General features: G+C 55.6%; 23 protein-coding genes and 2 pseudogenes. 8 read left to right on the top strand and 17 right to left on the bottom strand.

Features of this window, described 5'->3' with window-relative positions; all coding sequences use genetic code 11:
• Nucleotides 1-32: 32 nt before the first annotated feature.
• Nucleotides 33-614, bottom strand: coding sequence for a dCTP deaminase (gene dcd, locus GTU79_RS18530; protein ID WP_203523415.1), 582 nt, complete (start codon nt 612-614; stop codon nt 33-35).
• 71 nt (nt 615-685) lie between these two features.
• Nucleotides 686-1,327, bottom strand: a complete 642-nt coding sequence (gene udk, locus GTU79_RS18535) for a uridine kinase (RefSeq protein ID WP_203523416.1) — start codon at nt 1,325-1,327, stop codon at nt 686-688.
• Nucleotides 1,328-1,774: 447 nt separating this feature from the next.
• On the opposite strand from udk, the gene GTU79_RS18540 reads away from it, so the two are divergent.
• Nucleotides 1,775-2,431, top strand: a complete 657-nt coding sequence (locus GTU79_RS18540; RefSeq protein WP_214513253.1) for a phosphatase PAP2 family protein — start codon at nt 1,775-1,777, stop codon at nt 2,429-2,431.
• 67 nt (nt 2,432-2,498) lie between these two features.
• Here GTU79_RS18540 and GTU79_RS18545 read toward each other — a convergent pair whose 3' ends face one another.
• The 4 genes and pseudogenes from GTU79_RS18545 to GTU79_RS18555 all read right to left on the bottom strand — a co-directional run bounded on the left by GTU79_RS18545 (nt 2,499) and on the right by GTU79_RS18555 (nt 4,277).
• Nucleotides 2,499-2,669, bottom strand: a complete 171-nt coding sequence (locus tag GTU79_RS18545; protein ID WP_203523418.1) for a hypothetical protein — start codon at nt 2,667-2,669, stop codon at nt 2,499-2,501.
• 251 nt (nt 2,670-2,920) lie between these two features.
• Nucleotides 2,921-3,403 carry a hypothetical protein gene (locus GTU79_RS18550; RefSeq protein ID WP_203523419.1) on the bottom strand — a complete coding sequence of 161 codons (483 nt, stop codon included), beginning with the start codon at nt 3,401-3,403 and terminating at the stop codon, nt 2,921-2,923.
• A 228-nt stretch (nt 3,404-3,631) separates the two neighbouring features.
• A pseudogene (locus GTU79_RS30690) lies at nt 3,632-3,927 on the bottom strand (helix-turn-helix domain-containing protein).
• A pseudogene (locus tag GTU79_RS18555) lies at nt 3,903-4,277 on the bottom strand (type II toxin-antitoxin system RelE/ParE family toxin). Before GTU79_RS18555 ends, GTU79_RS30690 begins: the two co-directional pseudogenes overlap by 25 nt.
• A gap of 247 nt (nt 4,278-4,524) precedes the next feature.
• Between GTU79_RS18555 and GTU79_RS18560 the strand changes: the two are divergent.
• The gene (locus GTU79_RS18560) at nt 4,525-4,776 is read left to right on the top strand and encodes an AbrB/MazE/SpoVT family DNA-binding domain-containing protein (protein WP_203523422.1); all 252 of its coding nucleotides are present in this window, start codon (nt 4,525-4,527) and stop codon (nt 4,774-4,776) included.
• Nucleotides 4,770-5,120, top strand: a complete 351-nt coding sequence (locus tag GTU79_RS18565; protein WP_203523423.1) for a type II toxin-antitoxin system ChpB family toxin — start codon at nt 4,770-4,772, stop codon at nt 5,118-5,120. Before GTU79_RS18560 ends, GTU79_RS18565 begins: the two co-directional genes overlap by 7 nt.
• A 100-nt stretch (nt 5,121-5,220) precedes the next feature.
• Here GTU79_RS18565 and GTU79_RS18570 read toward each other — a convergent pair whose 3' ends face one another.
• The 3 genes from GTU79_RS18570 to apbC all read right to left on the bottom strand — a co-directional run bounded on the left by GTU79_RS18570 (nt 5,221) and on the right by apbC (nt 7,132).
• Nucleotides 5,221-5,631, bottom strand: a complete 411-nt coding sequence (locus GTU79_RS18570; protein ID WP_203523424.1) for a type II toxin-antitoxin system VapC family toxin — start codon at nt 5,629-5,631, stop codon at nt 5,221-5,223.
• Between the two features lies 1 nt (nt 5,632).
• Nucleotides 5,633-5,884, bottom strand: a complete 252-nt coding sequence (locus GTU79_RS18575) for a type II toxin-antitoxin system Phd/YefM family antitoxin (RefSeq protein WP_203523425.1) — start codon at nt 5,882-5,884, stop codon at nt 5,633-5,635.
• A gap of 135 nt (nt 5,885-6,019) precedes the next feature.
• Complete coding sequence (gene apbC, locus GTU79_RS18580; protein WP_203523426.1) at nt 6,020-7,132, bottom strand: iron-sulfur cluster carrier protein ApbC; 1,113 nt, start codon at nt 7,130-7,132, stop codon at nt 6,020-6,022.
• Between the two features lie 139 nt (nt 7,133-7,271).
• On the opposite strand from apbC, the gene metG reads away from it, so the two are divergent.
• Complete coding sequence (gene metG, locus GTU79_RS18585) at nt 7,272-9,317, top strand: methionine--tRNA ligase (protein WP_203523427.1); 2,046 nt, start codon at nt 7,272-7,274, stop codon at nt 9,315-9,317.
• Between the two features lie 88 nt (nt 9,318-9,405).
• Complete coding sequence (locus tag GTU79_RS18590; RefSeq protein WP_203523428.1) at nt 9,406-10,668, top strand: MFS transporter; 1,263 nt, start codon at nt 9,406-9,408, stop codon at nt 10,666-10,668.
• Between the two features lie 110 nt (nt 10,669-10,778).
• Here GTU79_RS18590 and GTU79_RS18595 read toward each other — a convergent pair whose 3' ends face one another.
• On the bottom strand, nt 10,779-11,684 hold the full coding sequence (locus tag GTU79_RS18595; protein WP_203523429.1) for a dihydrodipicolinate synthase family protein: 906 nt from the start codon (nt 11,682-11,684) through the stop codon (nt 10,779-10,781).
• Between the two features lie 179 nt (nt 11,685-11,863).
• Nucleotides 11,864-12,490: a protein-tyrosine phosphatase family protein gene (locus tag GTU79_RS18600; protein ID WP_203523430.1), complete on the bottom strand. Its 627-nt coding sequence runs from the start codon at nt 12,488-12,490 to the stop codon at nt 11,864-11,866.
• Nucleotides 12,491-12,712: 222 nt separating this feature from the next.
• On the opposite strand from GTU79_RS18600, the gene GTU79_RS18605 reads away from it, so the two are divergent.
• From GTU79_RS18605 to cdd, 3 genes are all read left to right on the top strand, one after another.
• Nucleotides 12,713-13,120, top strand: a complete 408-nt coding sequence (locus GTU79_RS18605; RefSeq protein ID WP_203523431.1) for a CidA/LrgA family protein — start codon at nt 12,713-12,715, stop codon at nt 13,118-13,120.
• Nucleotides 13,120-13,815, top strand: a complete 696-nt coding sequence (locus GTU79_RS18610; RefSeq protein WP_132928076.1) for a CidB/LrgB family autolysis modulator — start codon at nt 13,120-13,122, stop codon at nt 13,813-13,815. The genes GTU79_RS18605 and GTU79_RS18610 overlap by 1 nt, the downstream gene beginning before the upstream one ends.
• A gap of 132 nt (nt 13,816-13,947) precedes the next feature.
• Nucleotides 13,948-14,928 carry a cytidine deaminase gene (gene cdd / locus GTU79_RS18615; RefSeq protein WP_214513254.1) on the top strand — a complete coding sequence of 327 codons (981 nt, stop codon included), beginning with the start codon at nt 13,948-13,950 and terminating at the stop codon, nt 14,926-14,928.
• Between the two features lie 268 nt (nt 14,929-15,196).
• On the opposite strand, the gene GTU79_RS18620 is transcribed toward cdd, so the two are convergent.
• The 6 genes from GTU79_RS18620 to urtA all read right to left on the bottom strand — a co-directional run bounded on the left by GTU79_RS18620 (nt 15,197) and on the right by urtA (nt 21,334).
• Entirely contained in the window at nt 15,197-16,207 is a 1,011-nt protein-coding gene (locus tag GTU79_RS18620) for a formamidase (protein WP_203523433.1), read from the bottom strand.
• Nucleotides 16,208-16,366: 159 nt separating this feature from the next.
• Nucleotides 16,367-17,056 carry an urea ABC transporter ATP-binding subunit UrtE gene (urtE, locus tag GTU79_RS18625; RefSeq protein WP_203523434.1) on the bottom strand — a complete coding sequence of 230 codons (690 nt, stop codon included), beginning with the start codon at nt 17,054-17,056 and terminating at the stop codon, nt 16,367-16,369.
• A 10-nt stretch (nt 17,057-17,066) separates the two neighbouring features.
• Nucleotides 17,067-17,813 carry an urea ABC transporter ATP-binding protein UrtD gene (urtD, locus tag GTU79_RS18630; RefSeq protein ID WP_203523435.1) on the bottom strand — a complete coding sequence of 249 codons (747 nt, stop codon included), beginning with the start codon at nt 17,811-17,813 and terminating at the stop codon, nt 17,067-17,069.
• 6 nt (nt 17,814-17,819) lie between these two features.
• Nucleotides 17,820-18,983, bottom strand: coding sequence for an urea ABC transporter permease subunit UrtC (gene urtC / locus GTU79_RS18635; protein WP_203523436.1), 1,164 nt, complete (start codon nt 18,981-18,983; stop codon nt 17,820-17,822).
• A 10-nt stretch (nt 18,984-18,993) separates the two neighbouring features.
• The gene (gene urtB / locus GTU79_RS18640) at nt 18,994-19,920 is read right to left on the bottom strand and encodes an urea ABC transporter permease subunit UrtB (protein ID WP_203523437.1); all 927 of its coding nucleotides are present in this window, start codon (nt 19,918-19,920) and stop codon (nt 18,994-18,996) included.
• Nucleotides 19,921-20,041: 121 nt separating this feature from the next.
• Nucleotides 20,042-21,334 carry an urea ABC transporter substrate-binding protein gene (urtA, locus tag GTU79_RS18645; RefSeq protein ID WP_253073370.1) on the bottom strand — a complete coding sequence of 431 codons (1,293 nt, stop codon included), beginning with the start codon at nt 21,332-21,334 and terminating at the stop codon, nt 20,042-20,044.
• Between the last annotated feature and the right edge of the window lie 53 nt (nt 21,335-21,387).

Consider the following 21,387-nt stretch of genomic DNA (forward strand, 5'->3'; position numbering starts at 1 on the left):
TTGTCTTTGCCCTAACCCTGCGTCCGGCGGGGTTAATCCTTATCGATACGGCTGGCAACGGCTCCCTGTTGATTGCGGTATTTGGCGTCTTCGCGGCGATTGTACGGACGCGCCGCCGGACCGCTTAAGGGCTCGAAGCTCAGCGCCCCAATCAACATCCCGGGGCGCAAAGCCAGTGGTAGCTTTCCTGAATTATAGAACTCCAGCACGATTCTACCCTGCCAGCCGGGATCGATGCGATGGGCGGTGACATGCACCATCAAACCGAGCCGGGCCAGGGACGAGCGGCCGTCCAGCCAGCCCACCAGGTTATCCGGCAGCGTGACGGATTCCAGGGTGACCGCCAGGGCCAGTTCGGCGGGGTGCAGATAAAACGCGCCCCCTTCGGGCAGGACGATTTCATCGCTCATCACCAGATCCAGCGCCGCGGTCACTTCATCCTTGGGGCCGCTCAGGTCGATAAAAGCCGCATTGTGTCCCTGAAATACCCTGAACTGATTGCCGAGCCGAACATCCACCGTAGCGCCGCTAATGCGCTCCAGGGGAGGACGGGGGCTGATTACCAGCCGGCCGTCGTCCAGCCAGGCTTCTATGTCACGATCGCACAGTCTCATCGCGGGTTTCTCCGTAAGACGCTAAAAGGGGCCGTCATCCTCGCGGGCATCCGTTGCGCGGGTGGGGCGTTTTATTCAAAAAACTGACTGATCTTGGCCTTCAGTATATCGATGGCAATACGGTTTTTACCGCCGCGTGGGACAATAATGTCCGCATATTGCTTGGAAGGCTCGATAAATTGCAAGAACATGGGGCGCACGGTCTTCTGATATTGCTCCATCACCGTATCCATGGAACGGCCGCGTTCATTGACATCGCGTTTCATGCGCCGCAGCAGGCAGATATCCAGCGGGGTATCGACAAAAATGGAAAAATTCATCTCTTCTCGTAGGCGAACATCGGTGAGCAGCAGTATCCCTTCCAGAATAATCACTTTTTTCGGCGCCAAGTGCAGGGTTTCCGGACGGCGCGTATGCTCCAGGTAGCTGTATACCGGCATTTCGATGGCCTTGCCGGCCTTGAGCATCTGCAGATGCTGGAACAGCAGATTATGATCCATGGAGCTGGGATGATCGTAGTTGGTTTTTACCCGTTCGCTCATGATCATATGGCTTTGATCTTGATAATAGCTGTCTTCGGGGATGATACCGATATGTTCGTCGCCCACCTGTTCACACAATTCGCGGTACAACGTGCTGGCAATGAGACTTTTTCCAGAGGCAGATGCGCCGGCAATGCCGATAATAACGCACTGGTGGGACTTGTCAGTCATACAATAAGTGGCCTGGTAAAAAGAGAAGGGATACGCGTTTGCGGCGCGTTTGACGCGGCAATTATATACTCTAAATAATTCGAGTTGCAGGAAGGCGGCGACACAGCGAATCTCCAGGAGCTTACTCAGGTAAGTGACTGGGGTGAGCGAGGACAAATCTGCTTTGCAGATTTGAACGCTGCTGCAGCGGCCCCAAAGGGCGAGGCTCATGATTGAGCCGAGTATTGCCAACGCACCTGCAACTTGAAGTATGACGATTATAGAGTGATGGAGAAAACGATGCCAGTGTTAGCGGCGGGTTCCCTTTATCTGGAACATCTATTTTGTGCTTTGCAGCGAGTTAAGTCACAGAATTAAGATAATTCATGCTGGAGCAAACACGCGCGCTTGCGTAAAGTATAACCATAGTTTTATTTATCCCCATACAATCAGATTGAGCGTTATTGAATGAATTGGCATTGGCTGACTTTTTTTGGCGACACCATGCTGTTGCTGCCCTGCGCGGTCATTATCGTCGCTTTGCTGCTTTGGAAGGCGGAAACCCGGCGCACCAGCCTGCAATGGCTGCTGCTGATAGGCGCGGCGGGGGCTGTCGTTATCGTGTCGAAGCTGGCCTTTTGGGGCGGGGGCATCGGCAGCCGCGCCTATGATTTTACCGGGTTCAGCGGCCATTCGGCATTATCCGCCAGCATCTGGCCGGTGCTGATCTGGATTCTGGCCAGCCGGGCGTCCCGGCGCTTTCGGTTGGCGGCGGTGGCCTGTGGTTATCTGCTGGCGCTGGCCATCGGCGTGTCGCGGGTCATTTTGCATGCCCATTCGGTGTCGGAAGTGATTGCCGGGCTGGCGCTGGGCTTTGCCATCAGCACGTCGTTTTTGCTGATGCAGTATTCCCGCGGTACCCGTATCCGTCATCTGTCGGCGGGACAACTGACGGCGGTGCTGTTATTGCCGCTGCTGCTGGTGATGCAGGGCAAAAAGGCGCCGACCCAGGATCTGCTGGAACGCATCGCATTGACCATTGCGCCGATTCATCATGTGTACACCCGGTCGGACCTGCTTAAAGGCCGGCTTGATGCGGATACGTCTCTTATTACCCCGCAATAAACCCGGCTGGCGATAGCTGAGCCCGCCGGGCTGGGTGGTTCACTAAAGTCAATCCAAAAAACTCGACTTAATCCTGCGGTTTAGGGACGGTTTTTGTATTATCGTCGGCACACGGCGACTCCTTCACCGGCGCAGGACAAATTTCGTCGAATCCGCGCAATGTTGCCTTGTCAATCGCGCCAACTTTATACATAAGGGCCATATCTTCACGTAGGGATTCAATTATCTTGCTGGTCACAATTCACCTCCTGTCGGGACAGAATGCTCGATCGAAGCTAAATGGCAAACCTGCCGAGAACCCTTCCCTGGGCGCTCGATCCACGCGATTACGGCTACCATCCATGGTAGTCTCTGACGGCATTGTTCCAAAACGCTCCGGGCGTTTTGGTCCCTGGCGCGGACGGTTTACTCTTCTATCATCCTGTCCCGCCTTGTTAATTTCAGTACGTTTGTCAGCAATCTGACGCACACAAAGGCGGGTTGTTGTTATCAGGGGACCCAAGGTTCCCTCGACACCTCCACTTCTTCTATGATTTTTACCCCATCGGCGGTACGTATCCAGCGCGGCGCCCGCAGTTCATCCGCGAAATAGCTCACCAGTTCAAACAGCAGTCCGATAATGGTTGGTTCCATATCCTGCGATACCGTCCGCTCCGTCAACAGCCGCACCAACACTTGGCAATATTCACACAGCAGATCGGATTCCGGCTCAAAGCGGGGCGACATCGACGGCGGTTCATCCACCGTGAGCCTTTCAACCAGGTGCGGCGGAATAGGATCTTCCATCGTGGACTGCAACAGGGCCAGACAGTGGGCCAGCTTGGCGCAAAGTAATTGCCGCTGCGCGGGATTGCTGCTTTCCAGCAAGATTTCGGCAAACTGCTCGCAGTGATCTGCCAGAACGGTGAAATCCGTGGTTGAACTGAGGGGGCTGGAAAATAACGCGCGATTTTGGGTGGGGATAGTAGCCATAAAGCGGCCTCCAGGGGATAATTGAAAAAATCACAGCCCTCTGTTGAGGTAAGGAAGCGATTATAAATCGCAGACAGGGCCGGATGCTGACGAAAAGACGCCGATGCGCCTTCTTGTCTTCAACGAGTAGTTTTCAGGAGACCAATCCCGACGCCTGGATTTCAGGCGCGATCAAACAATATCGTCAACGTTACTGAATCACAAGGGTTTTATTGGTGTGAAGTCCGGTTATAAGTAAAGTGCGATCCTTCTTCCATTTGGCAATAGAACGTCAATCGCCAGTTCGCCGCCCAAGGCTTTACGTAACGTTTCAGTGTGGACAGTTTAGGGTCGTTATCAACCTTTTCCATTTTCGCTATGGCAGGCTGTTTCACACCGAGAGGTGGCTAACTGGGTTTGTGACATGTTCAGTTCTTCACGAATCTTGGCGAGAGTGATTTCGCGCCGGATTTCTTCGGCCCGGGCGGCGATTCTCTCACGGCTTTCCGGGTACGCTTCGCTAACAGTTCGTCAAAGGTTGACATTGTTCATCCTCCAAAGTAGCTAGATGCGCTTTGTATTCGGCATCCGCAGCTTTAATCAGTTTCTTATAGAAACGCTTTTCATCCCGTCCCTTTTATCGCCCGCGCACAGGATAATCGCTTGTCGCCTTGTATCGAATGCGAAACACGCTCTAATGGGATGGCCGCTTACTTGTACCCTTAACTCTTTCATGTTGGCATATGAAGAGCCTTTTAATGTGTCAACCTGCGGTCGACCGAGGTTCGGACCATCCTCCTTAGGATAGAAAGAACAGCAAAAATTTCCTCTTGCACTTCATCGGGCTGTTCGTAAAACCAAGCGTCAAAACAGTCCTTGTAATGATAGTCCACACCGTATGTCCCTATACGTAGAAGTTATACGCCCATAATATAACCTACAGGTTATAAATTCAATAGGGTTGCGGTAGGAATAGCCGTTACCGGCTACCCCCCACACAGATCCGGACGTGCGCTGCTAACGCATCCGGCCGGTATTAAACGGCAAGGTGAGTTCAACAGCCGCTTACAAACAAAATATAATTTATTTGCGTTTAGATGATGAAAATTATACAAAAGTTATACATCAACAAAGGGAAGATTATGCGAATAGCCATCAAAAAATGGGGAAATAGTGCAGGTATGATCATTCCTGCTCAGGTACTTGAACAACTTCATTTACAGGTAGGACAGGAACTTTTTGCAGAAATTCGCGGCGATGAGCTGATTTTAAAATCTGGCAAACGCAAATACACGCTGGCTGAACTTATCGCAGAGTGCGACCCAGAGGCCTCTCCCGCATCGGATATGGCTATTTGGCAAGGAAGCGATCAGAAAGGTAATGAAGTATGGTAAAGCGTCCTGGGTTTCAGCGCGGAGATATTGTGATTGAGGCATTTAATCCAGTAGTAGGGCGGGAAGAACAGGGCATAGAGCGGCCCGCTCTGGTACTAAGTACAAGGGATTTTAACCGATTAGGAATGGTGCTGGTTGCGCCTATTACACAGGGCGGAAATTTCGCCCGCGAAGCAGGGTTTGCCGTGTCATTAACCGGGGCGGGGACACGAACGCAGGGCGTGGCGTTGATCAATCAAGTACGCATGTTAGATTTATCCAGCCGCGCGGCGAAAATTATCGAGAAAGCGCCGGAAGAAGTGACTGACGAAGCGTTGGCAATTTTAGATGCCATTATCAGCTGAAACATAAAATTTCGAGTTCTTGCAAATATTGGTACATTCGGCTAATTAGTAGGTCGTTGACCGAATAGGAATTGCATCTGCACTTTCATCAGCCCCCGGGCTAGAGCCAGGGATTGTGTAAAACGGTACCCGTTTGGGCAAAATCCGCTGTGTTGCGCGTCACCAGCGTCAGGGCATTCACCATGGCGGTCGCGGCGATAAGCGAGTCCGTCATGGATTTACGGTCCGGCACGTGCATTTTTGCGCAACATAACGCGACGGGCACATTAATTTCCAAGATCCGTCCGTCAAAATTCTTCATCACCGATTCTGTAAACCAAGTGCGCAATAATTTAGCGTGTTCAGGGTCTTTTCGTTCTTTTAACAGAATGCCCTTTTCAATCTCCATGATGACCAGCACTGACGTAAACATCTCATGATGTTCGATTCTTTCAGCCCATTGCCGGACTTTGCTGTCTGCCCTGGCTCCCTTGCCGATTTCCGATATCACATTGGTGTCCAAAAGATACATATTAAAATTCAGCCTTCCTTAACTGTATGTCCACTCGCTCCGTTTCGAGATCGAAAGATAGCCCTTCCGGGGGCTGGAGCGCATCCAGAATACTCTTACGATCCCCGGTTATTTTGCGGTAGTCTTCTACGGTAAGCAATACATGGGTAGTCTTGTTGCGAGATGTGATGAATACCGGGCCATGCTGCGCATCCCGCTTTGCTTTCGTAATATTTTGATTTAATTCCCGGCTTGAAATACAGGTCATTGTCATCGCAAACCCCCTCAATCAGCTTATGTTACTACGTTACTACATTTAATAATAACAGACAATATACGCGTTGCTGAGAGATCATCCGGGCAGGCGATGCGGGGACGGGACACTCGCCCATCCCCGTAAAGTTGGGTGTTAAACCGCCTTAAACGCAATCTCAGTAGGGATCACTTCCCCCTGCCAGTAGAGTTGAGCCGCCACCTGGCCCGCCAGCTGGCGGTACAGGTCGGTGAATTCGCTGTCCGGGCGGCTGACCACCGTGGGTTCGCCCCGGTCGAGATCTTCCCGCAGGCTGATATGCAGCGGCAACTGGCCCAGCAAGGCGCAGTTAAACTGTTCCGCCAGCTTTTCCGCTCCGCCGGTGCCGAAGATGGCCTCCAGATGGCCGCAGTTGCTGCAAATATGCATGCTCATGTTTTCCACGATCCCCAGCACCGGCACGCCGACTTTCTCAAACATGATGATGCCCTTGCGGGCATCGGTGAGGGCGATGTCCTGGGGGGTGGTGACCACCAGCGCGCCGGTGACCGGGATATTCTGCGCCAGGGTAAGCTGTATATCGCCGGTGCCGGGGGGCATGTCCAGCACCAGGTAATCCAGCTCCGGCCACAGGGTATCCTGCAAGAGTTGCAGCAGCGCCTTGCTGGCCATGGGGCCGCGCCAGACCATGGCGTTGTCGTCGGTGACCATATAGCCGATGGAGTTGGTGGCCAGGCCGTGGGCCATGATCGGCGCCATATGCTGGCCGTCCGGGGAGGTGGGACGTTCATGGGCGGTGCCGAGCATGGCGGGAATGGAAGGACCGTAGATATCCGCGTCCAGCAGCCCGACGCGCCCCCCTTCCGCCGCCAGCGCCAGCGCCAGGTTGACCGCGGTGCTGGATTTGCCGACGCCGCCTTTGCCGGAACTCACGGCAATCAGGTTGCGCACGCCGCTGACCCCCGGCTGATCTTTGACCCGCCGCAGGGTGGCGATATTGTGCGACAGCGTCCAGTGGATGGCGCCGGCGCCGGTGACCCGCAGCAGCTCGGCGCTGAGGCTCTCTTTCATTTCTTCAAAGGCGCTCTGCCAGGCAAAGGGCATGGTGAGTTCAATGTGCAGCGCGCCGTCCAGCAGGGCGCAGTGGTTCAGCGCCTTAAGCACGATTAGGTCGCGCTTGAGGGTCGGATGCCGATAGGCGGCGAGGACCTGGGCAACCTGGGCGCGCAGCGCGTCGGGGGTTGATTGTTCGGGTGATGGGGTGTTCATCCCGGCTCCTTTCAATTTATAAAGGGTTGGTAACCGATGGCCATAGCATAACAGAACTGGCCGAGCTTGTTTACGCGGGGTATCGCTATCGGTTACCATCGGAATTCATTATGACATCCAACAAAAGCACATTCCCAACATGACTCAAGTCGCGAAAAAAATATTGGTAACCTGTGCGTTACCATACGCTAACGGTTCAGTCCACCTAGGCCATATGCTGGAGCATATCCAGGCAGATATTTGGGTCCGTTTTCAGCGAATGCGCGGCAATCAGGTTTATTTCATTTGCGCCGACGACGCGCACGGCACGCCGATCATGCTGAAGGCACAGCAGTTGGGCATCGCGCCGGAAAAAATGATCGATGAAATGAACCATGAGCATCTGACGGATTTCAACGGCTTCGGCGTCAGCTATGATAACTACCACTCCACGCACAGCGAGGAGAACCGCGAGCTATCAAACCTGATCTACCGGCGGTTGAAAGCAAAAGGCTATATTAAAACCCGGACTATTTCGCAGCTGTACGATCCGGAAAAAGAGATGTTTTTGCCGGACCGGTTCGTCAAGGGCACCTGCCCGGTGTGCAAGTCGCCGGATCAGTACGGCGATAACTGCGAAGTCTGCGGCGCCACCTACAGCCCCACCGATTTGATCGATCCGAAATCGGCGGTGTCCGGCGCGACCCCGGTGATGCGGGAGTCGGAGCATTTCTTCTTCGACCTGCCGGCGTTCAGCGACATGCTCAAGGCCTGGACCCGCTCCGGCGCGCTGCAGGAGCAGGTGGCCAACAAGATGCAGGAGTGGTTTGAATCCGGCCTGCAGCAGTGGGATATCTCCCGCGACGCCCCCTACTTCGGCTTTGAAGTGCCGGATGCGCCGGGGAAATATTTTTACGTCTGGCTGGATGCGCCCATCGGCTACATGGGGTCGTTTAAAAACCTGTGCGACAAACGGGGCGATATCGATTTTAACGATTACTGGCGGGTGGGTTCCGATGCGGATCTGTACCACTTTATCGGTAAGGATATCGTCTACTTCCACAGCCTGTTCTGGCCGGCGATGCTGGAAGGCAGCGATTTTCGCAAGCCCACCAATCTGTTCGTGCACGGCTATGTGACGGTGAACGGCGCCAAGATGTCGAAATCCCGCGGCACCTTTATCAAGGCCAGCACCTATCTCAAGCACCTGGACCCGGATTGCCTGCGGTATTATTACGCCGCCAAGCTCTCGTCCCATATCGATGATATCGATCTGAACCTGGAAGATTTTGTCCAGCGGGTCAATGCGGATATCGTCAATAAAGTGGTGAACCTGGCTTCCCGCAACGCCGGCTTTATCGCCAAGCGTTTTGCCGGCCGGTTGTCCGATACCCTGGCGGACCCGGCGCTCTACCGCACGTTTACCGATGCGGCGGCGAGCATTGCCGAGGCGTTCAACAGCCGTGAATCCGGCCGGGCGATCCGGGAAATCATGGCGCTGGCGGATGTGGCCAACCGCTATGTGGATGAACAGGCGCCGTGGGTGGTGGCGAAGCAGGAAGGGGGCGATCAGCGGCTGCAGGATGTCTGCTCCATGGGCATCAACCTGTTCCGCGTGCTGATGACTTACCTTAAGCCAGTGCTGCCGTCATTGGCGCAGCGGACGGAAGCCTTCCTGAACGTCACCCTTGAATGGGATGCCATGCAAACGCCGCTGACGGGCCATACCATCAGCACCTTCAAGGCGCTGTTCAACCGTATCGATCCGGTTAATGTGGAAGCCATGATCGCGGAGTCGAAAGAAGAGGCCGCCGCGTCCCTGCCCGCATCCGGCGGCAAACCGGCCGCCGGTCCCCTGGCGGACGAGCCGCTGCTGGACACCATCAGCTTTGATGATTTCGCCAAGGTGGATATGCGCATTGCCTTGATTAAACGGGCGGAGCTGGTGGACGGTTCGGATAAGCTGCTGAAGCTGACGCTGGATTTGGGCGGCGAGACCCGCCAGGTATTTTCCGGCATCCGGGCCGCGTATCCCGATCCGGAACTGCTGGAAGGCCGCCTGACGGTCATGGTGGCCAACCTGGCGCCGCGCAAGATGCGGTTCGGCGTTTCCCAGGGCATGGTCATGGCGGCCGGCCCGGGGGGGGGGGATATTTTCCTGCTCAGCCCGGATGCCGGCGCGCTGCCGGGCATGGCGGTGAAATAAAGGAACCCCTCGCCGGAATGACTCTCCGGATTAGCCTGTAGACATACCTGTCCGGCCTTCGTCAGGCCGGGCATTTTAAGGTTTTACCATGGAAGCCCTGTTAGCCAAAAAAGGATTCCCGCCGGTTATCAACGCCCTGGTCTTGACGTCCGTCGTAATGACCATCGGGCGCGGCCTGACCCTGCCCTTTCTTGCACTCTATCTCTCCCGGCAACAGGGCATGATGCCCGGTGAAATCGGCCTGGTGCTGGGGGCGGGCCTGACCCTAGGCATTGTTTTCAGCCTGTACGGCGGTTATCTGGTGGACCGGTTCAATCAGCATCTGCTGATACTGGGTTCACTGGTCCTGTTCGCCCTGTCGTTTTTCCTGCTGCCGCAGTGCCGAGCCGTTCCGGGACTGGTGGTGCTGATCGCGCTGATTAACAGCGCATATGGGCAGTTCAGCATTACCCTGAAAGCCACCATCGCCCAGTGGCTGCCGGTGGCGGCGCGCATCAAGGCGTTTTCCGTCAACTATACCCTGGTGAATGTCGGCTGGGCAGTGGGCCCGCCGCTGGGTGTGGTGGTGGCCGAAACCAACCCGACCCTGCCCTTTTATCTGTCCGGCGCCTTAAGCGCGGCGGCGGCGCTTATCATGGCCTGGTTCCTGCCCCGCTGCGGCCGGCCGCCGGTGGATATCGACGGCCAGGAAGGGATGGCAGATGAAGCACCGGCCCATGAAAAACCGGCGGTAAACCCGATCAATTTCCGCCAGGTGTTTTATGTGCTGAGCCATGATAAACGGCTTATCTATTTCACCCTCGGCGGCGCCCTGGGCAGCCTGGTGTGCAGCCAGTTCGCCAGCTGTCTTTCCCAGTTTCTCATGGTGGCGTTCAACGGTGAGTTCGCCTACCGGGTGGTGGGCTGGACACTGCCCACCAACGCCGCCATCGTGATTACGCTGCAATACCTGGTGAGCCGGAACATCAGGCGCGAGACCCTGATGCCCTGGCTGGTGGCCGGCAGCCTGTTTTTTATCATCGGACTGGTGGTGTTTATGTTTGCCCGCCACTCGCTGCCGCTGTGGATAATCGGCGTCGCCATCTTCTCCCTGGGGGAAATCATTATCATCCCGGTGGAATATCTGTTTATCGATTTTATCGCCCCGCCGCACCTGAAGGGCAGTTATTACGGCATGCAGAACCTGAGCAGCCTGGGCGGCGCGGTCAACCCGATGCTGACCGGTTTTGTGCTCACCTATGCGCCGCCGGTGACGCTGTTTTGGGTCTTGATCCTGGCGACGCTGGTAAGCCTTGGGCTGTTTTACCGCGGTTTTCGCTATTCGCGGCGGACTGCCGCCGAGCTGGGCTGAACGCTTCAGGCCGCCCCATGCTTTGCCCGCCGCCATAAACGCCCTGTTCACAGACGTGAAAGCACAAACCAGGTTCTCTTTCCTGTGTGACTGGGGAATGGGGGTCGGACTTAAATCACCTCGCTGCGCTGTAGCGCCGCCTTGATCTTGGCTTTCAGTTCATCGGTCAGGGGCGAGGCGGGCCACAGTGCGTTCACCGATACATCCACGCCCACCAGCTGAATGGCGTATTTCACCACGTTATAGAAAGGCAAATCGTAGTTATACAGCTCGGGAATAAAGGAGAGCCGCTGCTGCAATCTCACCGCTTCGGCGTAATCCTGCCGCTGCCAGGCCTGATAGATGCCGCAGGTCAGCTGGGGCGCGAAGTTGGCGCTGGCGGGGATGCAGCCGTCGCCGCCGAGGATCAGCGTGCCGAACAGATACTCGTCGTAGCCGGAGAATACCGCGAAATCGGGCCGTACCGGTTTGACGGCATGAATGGTTTCGCGGATATGGCTCAGGGTATCCACCGTATCCTTCAGGCCGACGATATTTTCACAGCTTTCCGCCAGGCGGCGGATGATCGGCACCGGAATGGACTGGCCGGTCAAGCCAGGAAAGTTATAGATGAGGATCGGCAGTTCGAGCGCGTCGGCGAGGTGTTTATAGTGCAAATACAGATTTTCCTCACTGAGGGGATTGTAGTAAGGATTAACCGCCACTACGCCGTCGGCGCCGATTTTTTGCGCATGCAGGCCGAAACGGATGGCCTCACGGGTGCCGGAATGGGCAATGCCCACCAGCACCGGCTTGCGCTTGTTGACATAGTTAACGCAAAACTCAGCGGTCTGAAAACGCAATGCTTCCGACATATGGGCGAATTCGCCGGCGCTGCCCAGGAAGAACAGCCCGTTGACGTCCGACACAATCAGGCTGTCCAGCAGGTTGGCCATGCTGGCTTCGTCTAATTGCTCGTCTGCGGTAAACAGGGTGGGTACCGGCGGAATAACACCATAAAAGCGTGGGTTCGGCATAATAAAACACTCTCCTGACAGCTGAAATAAATCCGACCCGCAACAGCGGTCGCATAAAAAATCTTATAGCCTAAATAATTCCCGCTGCCGAAAGACGGCAACGTGAAGTATGACAGGTATAGTTGGTAACAGATTAGCCGGCTCTGTTTCGTGCGCCAGTTCAAAAAAATTGCCCCTCATTACCCGTGCAGCAGCCCCTTCAGCCAGGTGCTTAAATTGCTGTTCAGACACTGGATCATGAGCTGCCACAAAGGTCCGCAGGGCTCGGTGCTGTCCAGGCCGCGCACCCCGCGCAGGTGATCGAGGGCATCTTTCAGCGTCGGGTAGCGATCGGTGAGGGCCAGATGTAAAAACAGCGCCAGCACCGCCACCCCGCGGCTGCGTCCGCCCCGGCAGTGCACCAGGATATTGCCCGGCCGGTGGGCGGGATAACCGGCCTTGCCGGGACTGGCCTGGGTAAGCAGGCCGGCCAGCGCCAGCATCGCCGCCAGCAGATGGGGAGCGGTGTTGCCCCGGCCGTCGATCAGGCCCACATGGCTGCGGCGCAACAGCATGCCGTCCGGCAGAATCAACGGCGCCAGCGGCAAATTCACCGCCACGTTCAAGGCGCTGGTGATGCCCCGCCCGGCCAGCAACTCCCCGTCGCAGGCCGCCTGGCCGTTACCGAGAAACAGCGTGGCATCATAAGGCCCGACATGCTGTTCCACCAGCCAGAGCAAAGGCCGGCTGTCTTCATATTGCTTTGTCGATAGGGGGGGTTCCGACGTGATAAGATTCTCCTGAAGCGGAGCCGGTTTCACCTTCATAGAGACCTCATGCGGTTGGTTACGACGGACAAGCCGTCAATGAAATGCACAGGTTATTAATGATAGGACAGCAATAATCATGCCGAGCGGCAAATTACCGGATTACCTTAGCCATGATCTATGACAATGTCATTAAAACCTTTCACCGGGATAAGCAGCCCACGGTAGCACGTCCTGCAGTTTAATTGTATGATGAAAGCATTCAGCAATAAGGTTAAAACAATGGGCAATTTAATTTTAAATGGCTGGGCCTTAATCCGCGCTTTTGCCTTGATCTACCTGTGTTTATTTATCGGTAATTTCCTGTCCTCGCTGCTGCCCATTACCATTCCCGGTAGTATCCTCGGCATGCTTATCCTGTTTTTGCTGCTTTCGTTTCAACTGTTGCCGCCGACGTGGCTCAAGCCGGGCTGCCATTTGCTGATTCGCTATATGGCGCTGTTATTTGTGCCCATCGGGGTCGGCGTGATGAATTACTATCAGCAGCTCTCCTCGCAGTTCGGTCCCATTGTGGTGTCGTGCATGGTCAGCACGCTTATTGTCATGCTGGTGGTGGGCTACAGTTCCCATTATATTCACCGCGATCGCCCGGTGGCCGGTGAGCCGCCCAGGCCCGGCGAGGATAAATGATGTTAGCCAATATCTGGTGGTCGTTGCCGTTGACCCTGCTGGTATTTTTCGCCGCGCGCCGTTTGGCGGTAAAATACCCTATGCCGCTGTTAAATCCGTTATTGGTCTCGATGGTGGTGATTATTCCCTTGCTGTTGATGACCGGCATTCCCTATGAGCGTTATTTTGCCGGCAGCCGGGTGCTTAACGATTTATTACAACCGGCGGTGGTGGCCCTGGCCTTTCCTCTTTATGAGCAATTGCACCAAATCCGCGCACGCTGGAAATCCATTATCAGCATTTGTTTTGTCGGCAGCCTCACCGCCATGATAACCGGTACCGTCATCGCGCTGTGGATGGGGGCTACGCCGGAGATCGCCGCATCGATACTGCCCAAATCGGTCACCACCCCCATCGCCATGGCGGTATCGCAGTCCATTAAGGGCATACCGGCCATCAGCGCGGTCTGCGTGATTTTTGTCGGTATCCTCGGCGCGGTTTTCGGCCACACGCTGCTGAATCTGCTCAAGATCACCACCAGGGCCTCGCGCGGCTTGGCGATGGGCACCGCCTCCCACGCCCTCGGCACTGCCCGCTGCGCCGAGATGGATTTCCAGGAAGGCGCGTTCAGTTCGCTGGCGCTGGTGATCTGCGGCATTATTACCTCATTGATCGCCCCCTTCCTGTTCCCGGTATTACTGGCGGTGTTCGGCTGAATGAGGGAGGGATGTTACCGATCTTGCCTACGGTTTGGACTAGCATGGTAGTGGGATAAGATATTGATCATATTATTTTTGCCTTAAGCGTTTAAAATGACTCTCCCTAGGCATTCCGGGAGAATCCCCACCATGCACGCACGCTTTGAAACACCGCTGGCAACCCTCGAACCTGGGCTGCGGGCGGCACTCGCGCCCATACTCGCCGAACCGTCATTCAACGGAATGCTGAGCGCCCGGCAGGTTATGGCGCTGATGAAGGCCGGCGGCCTGGACGAAGACGGTCTGTGCCTGGCGTTATTACCCTTGTCGGCCGTCTGCGCCCTGGCGCCGGTTTCTCACTTTAACGTAGGCGCCATTGCCCGGGGCATCGGCGGCAATCTTTATTTCGGCGCCAATATGGAATTTCCCGGCGTTCCCCTGTCGCAAACCGTCCATGCCGAACAGAGCGCCATCAACCATGCCTGGCTGCGCGGCGAACAGCGGCTGCGGGGCATCACGGTCAACTACACCCCCTGCGGCCACTGCCGGCAGTTTATGAACGAATTGAACAGCGGCGTGGATATCGTGATTTACCTGCCCGGCCGCGCGCCGGCCACCCTCGCCCACTATCTGCCCGATGCGTTCGGCCCCCGCGATCTGTCTATCCAAAGCCTGCTGATGGATCGGGTCAATCATGGCTACTCGTTGGCAAAAGAAGTGATCCCTGAGGACTTCGAACCCGAAGACAGCGTTTTATCCTCTCCAACAACACAAACAGTCGACATGGCGAACGGGCTCATCGCCAGCGATTCATTATTGCTACAAGCATTGCACGCGGCCAACCAGAGCCATGCACCCTACAGCCGAGCGCACAGCGGTGTGGCATTGCAACTGGCGGACGGCCGGATTTTCGCCGGCCGCTATGCGGAAAACGCCGCCTTCAACCCCAGCCTGCCGCCGCTGCAATCGGCGCTGATTTTATTGAATATCACCGGCGGAGATTGCCGGGATATCCGTCGAGCGGTATTGGTAGAACGAGACGCCGTGGCGTTATCGCAATGGGACGCCACCTGCGCCACCCTGCGCGCCTTAGGCTGCGGAGAAATACATCGCCGGCTGCTGGAGGGATAGGCCCGCCATCACCAAACGTGCAACGAACCTGTTAAAGGGAGACCGTGCTGATGGGGTCGAAGCGGGCGTGGTTTTCCCGCCCGCCAGAGCGCCCCACAGCGCGGTAGGCCCGCGATCACCGATCGTGCAACGAACCGGTTAAAGGGAGACCGTGCTGATGGGGTCGAAGCGGGCGTGGTTTTTCCGCCCGCCAGAGCGCCCCACAGCACGGTAGGCCCGCGATCACCGATCGTGCAACGAACCGGTTAAAGGGAGATCGCGCCGCCCCTTACTCCTTCGGCATCGGCCCGAGCTTCACGCCGTCCGGATAGTATTTCCAACCGTCGCGGATACGCACATTCTTATCCCACGGCAATTTATATTCCCCGTTGGCCAAATCCTTCACCCAGGTCAAATAATTCTCCCGCTCGCCCCCAGGCTTGCCCACATAGCCCCGGCAGCCCAAGTTGAAAATATTATTCTCCAGCGCCCAGTTTTCCCGCGCCTTATCCACCAGCCGCGGGAAAAGCTCGGCGGTAACTATTTCCCAAGGATTGCGCTGCCCCTGCTGAATAACATTGCCGTCGTAATTACAGACGGTGCCTTCGCCAAAATAATAGAAAACCTCATCGTAGCCCGCCAGGTTCACCGAAATGGTGTACATGAGGTTTTGCCAGGCATTGGTGCGGTTGGTCCATATCCACTGATCGTTCACCTGGGTGGAATAACCGGAAATGCGGATATACACGTTACAGCCTTTATAGGCCGCCTCCCTTGCCAGTTCCGGGAACATACCGTCATGGCAGATGCACACCGCCAGCTTCGAGCCTTTCGGCCCGTCGCATACCGGCATGCCGAAGTTACCCGGCATCCAGGGTTCGATGGGCACCCAAGGCTGCAGCTTACGATAGTGAAGCGCAATCTCACCCAGGTTATTGATAATGATGGCCGTATTATAAGGAGGCAGCGCCGGATCCTCATTGCGCTCCATTAACGAAAATACCCCCCAGACATCGCTTTTACGGCAGGCCTGGCGGAAACAATCGATTTCCGGACTGTCGATGGTGAGCAGCATTTCATCATAGGTCCAGATACCGGTATTCAATCCCTGCGTGGAATATTCAGGGAAGACAATCAAATCCAGATCGGGATAGCCGGCTTTGGTATTGGCCAGGGCTTTACATATCTGCTGTACCTGAACCTGGATATCCTCAGGTCCTTTTATCACGGGAACGGGATATTGAATCATGGCGACCAATAACGCTTCTTCCCAGGCACTGACACTTCCGGTACTTCCCATAAATCACCCCTTTTAGCTTTCGATTGACAATACTAACGGTGGCCGAAACAGCGTTGTTTCAGCGTTAAATACGACGATGTGTACTGATTAATAGATCCTGTTACCCGCTAACCTGCCCATGCCCGGCAATAGATTGGCGAAATCATTTACCGGCGCTCCCTAAACGGATAAATAGCCCGCAATGGTTTTTTCGTCGATGGTTTGCCTTTCCTCTTGATGTACAACCGCGCCCTTTTCCATCACCAGCACGCGATCCGCCACATCAAGAACAAAACTCAATACCTGTTCGGATACCACAATGGTTAATCCCCGCTGGTCGCGAATCTTGCGCAGCGTCTGGGCCATTTCTTTAATAATGGAAGGCTGAATTCCCTCGGTGGGCTCATCCAACAGCAATAAGCGCGGATTGCCCGCCAAGGCCCGGGCAATCACCAGCTGCTGCTGCTGACCGCCGGAAAGATTGCCCGCCAGCCGGGTTTTCATTTCTTCGAGCACCGGGAAAATGGCATACAGCGCGGCGGGAATTTTGCCCTTTTCTTTGGCGGACAAACCGGTTTTGATATTGTCTTCCACCGTCATGGTGGCAAACACCATTCTGCCCTGGGGCACAAAACCCATGCCCCTGCGCACGCGCTGATAGCTTTTTTCGGCGAACACATCGCTGCCCCGGAACAGCACCTGGCCGGACTGTGCGGGTATCATGCCGATCAGGGATTTCATCAGGGTGGTTTTGCCCATGCCGTTGCGGCCAATCAAGGCTACGATTTCATTTTCTTTTACCTCGATATTGAGGTTTTCGATAATACGGCTTTGCCCGTAGGCAACGTGGTAATCCTGTATTTTCAGCACGGTTCCCCCCTTAATGCCCCAAATAGACATCGATAACCCGCGGATCTTGCTTCACCTTTTGCATGCTGCCCTCGGACAGCGACTTGCCCTGGTGCATCACCTGGACGTGATCGGCGATGTTTTCCACAAACTGCATATCGTGTTCAATCACCAACACCGACCGTCCGGTGGCGATGCGCCGCAGCAGCTCGGCGGTCTGCCGCCGCTCCGCCACCGACATGCCGGCCACCGGTTCGTCCAGCATGAGCAGGCTGGGGTTCTGGATCAGCAGCATGCCGATTTCCAGCCACTGTTTCTGGCCGTGGCTGAGGAAATCCGCCTGCACATCCAGGAAGTCGGTCAGGAAGATTTGTTGTGCAACGTCGAGAATGCTGTCGGTCATGGCCTGATCGCGCCGGGCGAACAGGGCGCTGAGGGCCGTTCTCGCCTGGGGATAGGAGAGCTCCAGATTCTCGAAAACCGTCAGGTTTTCATAAATCGACGGGTTCTGGAATTTGCGCCCCACCCCGGCGTGGACAATCTGGTTCTCGCTTAATTTGCTAAGCTCGCGGCCTTTGAATTTAATACTGCCCGCCGTGGCGGCGGTTTTACCGCAAATCAGATCCAGTACCGTGGTTTTACCGGCGCCGTTAGGTCCGATAATCACGTATATCTGTTCTTCGTCCACATACATGGAAAAATCGTTTACCGCTTTAAACCCGTTAAAAGAGACGGTGAGTCCTTCAACGGCCAATATGATGTCTTTGTTGGTTTTCATCAGCATTCACCGTGGAGAAACTTTATCGTCTACCGCATCGGTAGCCAGACTAGTGATGACCGGGGGGAGGGCTTCCACCCGCCGGGGAAAGAGCAATTGTTTTACCTTGGGTAGTAAAATATCGCTGTAAATGCCCGCCAATCCTTTTGGAAAGCCCAATACCACCAGGATAAATAACGCCCCCATGGCAAAAGGCCAGACTTCTGGGAAGGTTTCCGATATTTGGCTTTTGGCGCTGTTCACCAATAAGGTGCCGTATATCGCCCCCAGGATGGATAAACGTCCGCCCACCGCGCAGAAAATCACCATTTCGATGGAGGCCACGGTGCCGATAAAACCGGGGGACATAAAGCCCACCTGCAGGGTGAACAGCGCGCCGCCGATGGAGGAGAATATGGCGCTGACGCAAAATATCATGGTCTTGATATTCGCCACGTCATAACCGGAAAAGCGGACGCGGTCCTCTTTATCGCGAATGGCCACCAATAACCGGCCTAATTTGCTTTTCAGGATAAAATAGGCCATCAGCACCACCGCCAGTAAGCAGCCGGTATTGATATAGTACAAAACGTATTTGGCGTAATCGGTTCTGATATCCCAGCCCAGCAGGGTCCGCAAATCGGTAATGCCGTTGATTCCGCCGGTGTAGCCCTGCTGGCCGATAATCAGGATGGTCATGATGGCGGAAATCGCCTGGGTGATAATGGCGAAATAGACGCCGCCCACCCGGCGTTTAAACATCGCGATGCCGAGAAGGTAGGAAAATATCAGCGGCACCACCACGATGGCCAGCAGGGTGAAGCCCAAAGAGTGAAACGGTTGCCAGAACGCCGGCAGCTGCGTCAGCTGGTTCCAGTCCATAAAATCGGGAATGCCCGGCGTGGTTTGAATTTTAGTGGCGGCGGGGGTGGATGCCTCCAACTTCAGGAACATTGCCATGCAATAGCCCCCCAGGCCGAAAAATATGCCCTGGCCGAGGCTTAATATGCCGCTATAGCCCCAGCACAATACCAGCCCCACCGCCACGAAAGCGTAAGTGAGGTATTTACCCACCAGGTTTAGGCGGAAAATATCCATGGTCAGGGGGAACACGACGGCAATCAGGATAAACAGCAGCAGGATGCCCGATATTTGCCGCTGCGCCGCCAATCGTTTGATAGATGCAAACATGATAATTCTCCTAACGACGTATCCGGCTGGCAAACAGGCCTTGGGGACGCAGCATTAAAATCACGACGACAATCAGCAGGGTCATGACCTTGGCCATGGAACCGCTGAGGAAAAATTCCAGCGTCGACTGCGATTGCGAGATGGCGAACGCCGAGGCGATGGTGCCTATCAGGCTTTGCGCGCCGCCGAACACCACCACCAGGAAGGTGTCGACGATATATTGCTGTCCGGCGGTGGGCCCGGTGGAGCCGATCATGGTAAAGGCGCTGCCGGCGATGCCCGCGATACCGCAGCCCAGGGCGAAGCTGTGGTTATCCACCCGGGCGGTATTGATGCCCACCGCGCCGGCCATGGCCCGGTTGGCCACCACCGCGCGCACGTGAATGCCCCAGGGGGAGCGGTACATCAGCCAGCCCAGCAACAGGGTAATGACCAGGGTCAACAGCATGACAAAAACGCCGTTGATGGGAATTTCGATATTGTCGCCGAAGTGATAGGACCCCATCAGCCAGTCCGGCAAATCCACCCCGACTTCCCGCGGTCCGAACAGGGTACGGTAGGCTTGCTGGAGTATCAGGCTCAGGCCCCAGGTGGCCAACAGGGTATCCAGCGGCCGGTGATAGAGATGGCGGATTAATATCCGCTCGATAAACATGCCCAAGAGGGCGGCGCAGATAAACGCCAGCACCACCGCCACAAAAAAGTAGCCGCCGAATAAGCCCGGCAGGAAGTTTTTGAAGAAGAGCTCCGTCAGCCAGGTGACATAGGCGCCCAGAATCATGAATTCCCCATGGGCCATATTAATAACGCCCATTTGGCCGAAGATAATCGCCAGCCCCAGCGACATCAGAACAAAAACCGAAAACAGGCTCAATCCGGCGAAACCCTGCATGACAAAAATAGAGGTCAGGTCGGCAAAGCTGTAGCCACTAAACATGCTGTATCCCCCTCATTTACCCGCCATATTTCGAGTTGCAGGTGCGCTGTCTTTCCTGCAACACGAATGATTCAGGGTAAAACGTCGATAATTCCCCCGTCATGAACGGGGGAGCCTGTGGTTAATCTTTCGGAAACGGATTGGGTTCGATAAGGTTGGGGGTCTGGTAGATGACGTCATATTGTCCATCCGCCCGGGCCCGGCCAATCACCGTTTTTGACCACAGATGATGATTTTCGTGAATTCGCACATAGCCTTCGGGGGCATCTTTCATTTCAATACCCGGCGAGGCGGCGCGGACTTTATCGATATCAAAAGAGCCGGCTTTTTCCACCGCGGCTTTCCATAGCCAGGGACCGAGATAGGCCGCCTGCGTCACGTCGCCGATGACGATATCGTTGCCCCAGCGCTGCTTGAATGCCGCCACGAAGGCTTTATTGGCCGGGTTATCCATGCTCTGGAAATATTTCATCGAGGCGTAGGCGCCGACGATATTTTCGCCGCCGATACCGCGGATTTCATCCTCGGTCACCGAAATGGTCAGCAGCAGCGGTTTTTCCTTGGTCATGTCGATGCCCGCCGCCTTGAGCTGTTTGTAAAACGCCACGTTGGAGCCGCCCACCACGATGGCGTAAATCACATCCGGTTTTTTCAATTTGATCTTGTTGATGACCGAATTGAACTGGGTATTGCCCAGCGGATAATAATCTTCGCCGATTACCTTCAAGCCCAGCTTTTCAATATGATGGCGGGCAATTTTGTTGGCGGTGCGGGGCCAGATATAGTCCGAACCCAGCAGATAGAAGGTTTTGGCATGTTTGTTTTTAACCACCCAATCAATACCGGCGATAATTTGCTGGGTGGCCTCTTGGCCGGTGTAAATCACATTAGGCGATTGTTCCAGTCCTTCGTAAAAGGTGGGGTAGTAGAGCATGCCGTTATACTGCTCCAGCACCGGCAGCATCGCCTTGCGCGAGGCGGAGGTCCAGCCGCCGAAAATAGCCGCCACCTTATCGCTCACCAGCAGCTTCTTGGCCTTCTCGGCAAAGGTCGGCCAATCGCTGGCGCCGTCTTCCTGAATAAAGTCGATTTTCCTGCCCAGAACGCCCCCGGCCTGGTTAATCTGGTCGATTGCCAGCTTCTCCGCCTGAATGGAACCGGTTTCGCTGATGGCCATGGTGCCGGTGGAAGAGTGCAGTATGCCGACTTTCACCGTACTGTCGGTGACGGCAAGGCCGGTGGTATTGACGGCGGCGGTAGCCGGCGGCGCGGCGAAGACCGGCGTGAAATGACCGGCGGCCAGAAGTGCCGCGGCCAGCAAGGGGGTGCGCCAAAAGCGCCCCGCCCTGCTTTTACCGCCCCGGTATGCGGCGCGAATGGCGTCTTGGCCCGCCGCCTGCTGTTGGTTGAGCATAATTTGGTATCCCCTGATAAATGGCTGTCTGTTTTGTAAGGTCTCCATACTGT

The organism is Sodalis ligni, from assembly GCF_016865525.2.
In the GTDB taxonomy this organism is placed as follows: Bacteria; Pseudomonadota; Gammaproteobacteria; order Enterobacterales; family Enterobacteriaceae; genus Acerihabitans; species Acerihabitans ligni.

Bases quoted from the DNA above. Each gene is read 5' to 3' on its own strand.
- dcd (WP_203523415.1), bottom strand. From the start codon at position 614: ATGAGACTGTGCGATCGTGACATAGAAGCCTGGCTGGACGACGGCCGG.
- udk (WP_203523416.1), bottom strand. From the start codon at position 1,327: ATGACTGACAAGTCCCACCAGTGCGTTATTATCGGCATTGCCGGCGCA.
- GTU79_RS18540 (WP_214513253.1), top strand. From the start codon at position 1,775: ATGAATTGGCATTGGCTGACTTTTTTTGGCGACACCATGCTGTTGCTG.
- GTU79_RS18550 (WP_203523419.1), bottom strand. From the start codon at position 3,403: ATGGCTACTATCCCCACCCAAAATCGCGCGTTATTTTCCAGCCCCCTC.
- GTU79_RS18560 (WP_203523422.1), top strand. From the start codon at position 4,525: ATGCGAATAGCCATCAAAAAATGGGGAAATAGTGCAGGTATGATCATT.
- GTU79_RS18565 (WP_203523423.1), top strand. From the start codon at position 4,770: ATGGTAAAGCGTCCTGGGTTTCAGCGCGGAGATATTGTGATTGAGGCA.
- GTU79_RS18570 (WP_203523424.1), bottom strand. From the start codon at position 5,631: ATGTATCTTTTGGACACCAATGTGATATCGGAAATCGGCAAGGGAGCC.
- GTU79_RS18575 (WP_203523425.1), bottom strand. From the start codon at position 5,884: ATGACAATGACCTGTATTTCAAGCCGGGAATTAAATCAAAATATTACG.
- apbC (WP_203523426.1), bottom strand. From the start codon at position 7,132: ATGAACACCCCATCACCCGAACAATCAACCCCCGACGCGCTGCGCGCC.
- metG (WP_203523427.1), top strand. From the start codon at position 7,272: ATGACTCAAGTCGCGAAAAAAATATTGGTAACCTGTGCGTTACCATAC.
- GTU79_RS18590 (WP_203523428.1), top strand. From the start codon at position 9,406: ATGGAAGCCCTGTTAGCCAAAAAAGGATTCCCGCCGGTTATCAACGCC.
- GTU79_RS18595 (WP_203523429.1), bottom strand. From the start codon at position 11,684: ATGCCGAACCCACGCTTTTATGGTGTTATTCCGCCGGTACCCACCCTG.
- GTU79_RS18600 (WP_203523430.1), bottom strand. From the start codon at position 12,490: ATGAAGGTGAAACCGGCTCCGCTTCAGGAGAATCTTATCACGTCGGAA.
- GTU79_RS18605 (WP_203523431.1), top strand. From the start codon at position 12,713: ATGGGCAATTTAATTTTAAATGGCTGGGCCTTAATCCGCGCTTTTGCC.
- GTU79_RS18610 (WP_132928076.1), top strand. From the start codon at position 13,120: ATGTTAGCCAATATCTGGTGGTCGTTGCCGTTGACCCTGCTGGTATTT.
- cdd (WP_214513254.1), top strand. From the start codon at position 13,948: ATGCACGCACGCTTTGAAACACCGCTGGCAACCCTCGAACCTGGGCTG.
- GTU79_RS18620 (WP_203523433.1), bottom strand. From the start codon at position 16,207: ATGGGAAGTACCGGAAGTGTCAGTGCCTGGGAAGAAGCGTTATTGGTC.
- urtD (WP_203523435.1), bottom strand. From the start codon at position 17,813: ATGAAAACCAACAAAGACATCATATTGGCCGTTGAAGGACTCACCGTC.
- urtC (WP_203523436.1), bottom strand. From the start codon at position 18,983: ATGTTTGCATCTATCAAACGATTGGCGGCGCAGCGGCAAATATCGGGC.
- urtB (WP_203523437.1), bottom strand. From the start codon at position 19,920: ATGTTTAGTGGCTACAGCTTTGCCGACCTGACCTCTATTTTTGTCATG.
- urtA (WP_253073370.1), bottom strand. From the start codon at position 21,334: ATGCTCAACCAACAGCAGGCGGCGGGCCAAGACGCCATTCGCGCCGCA.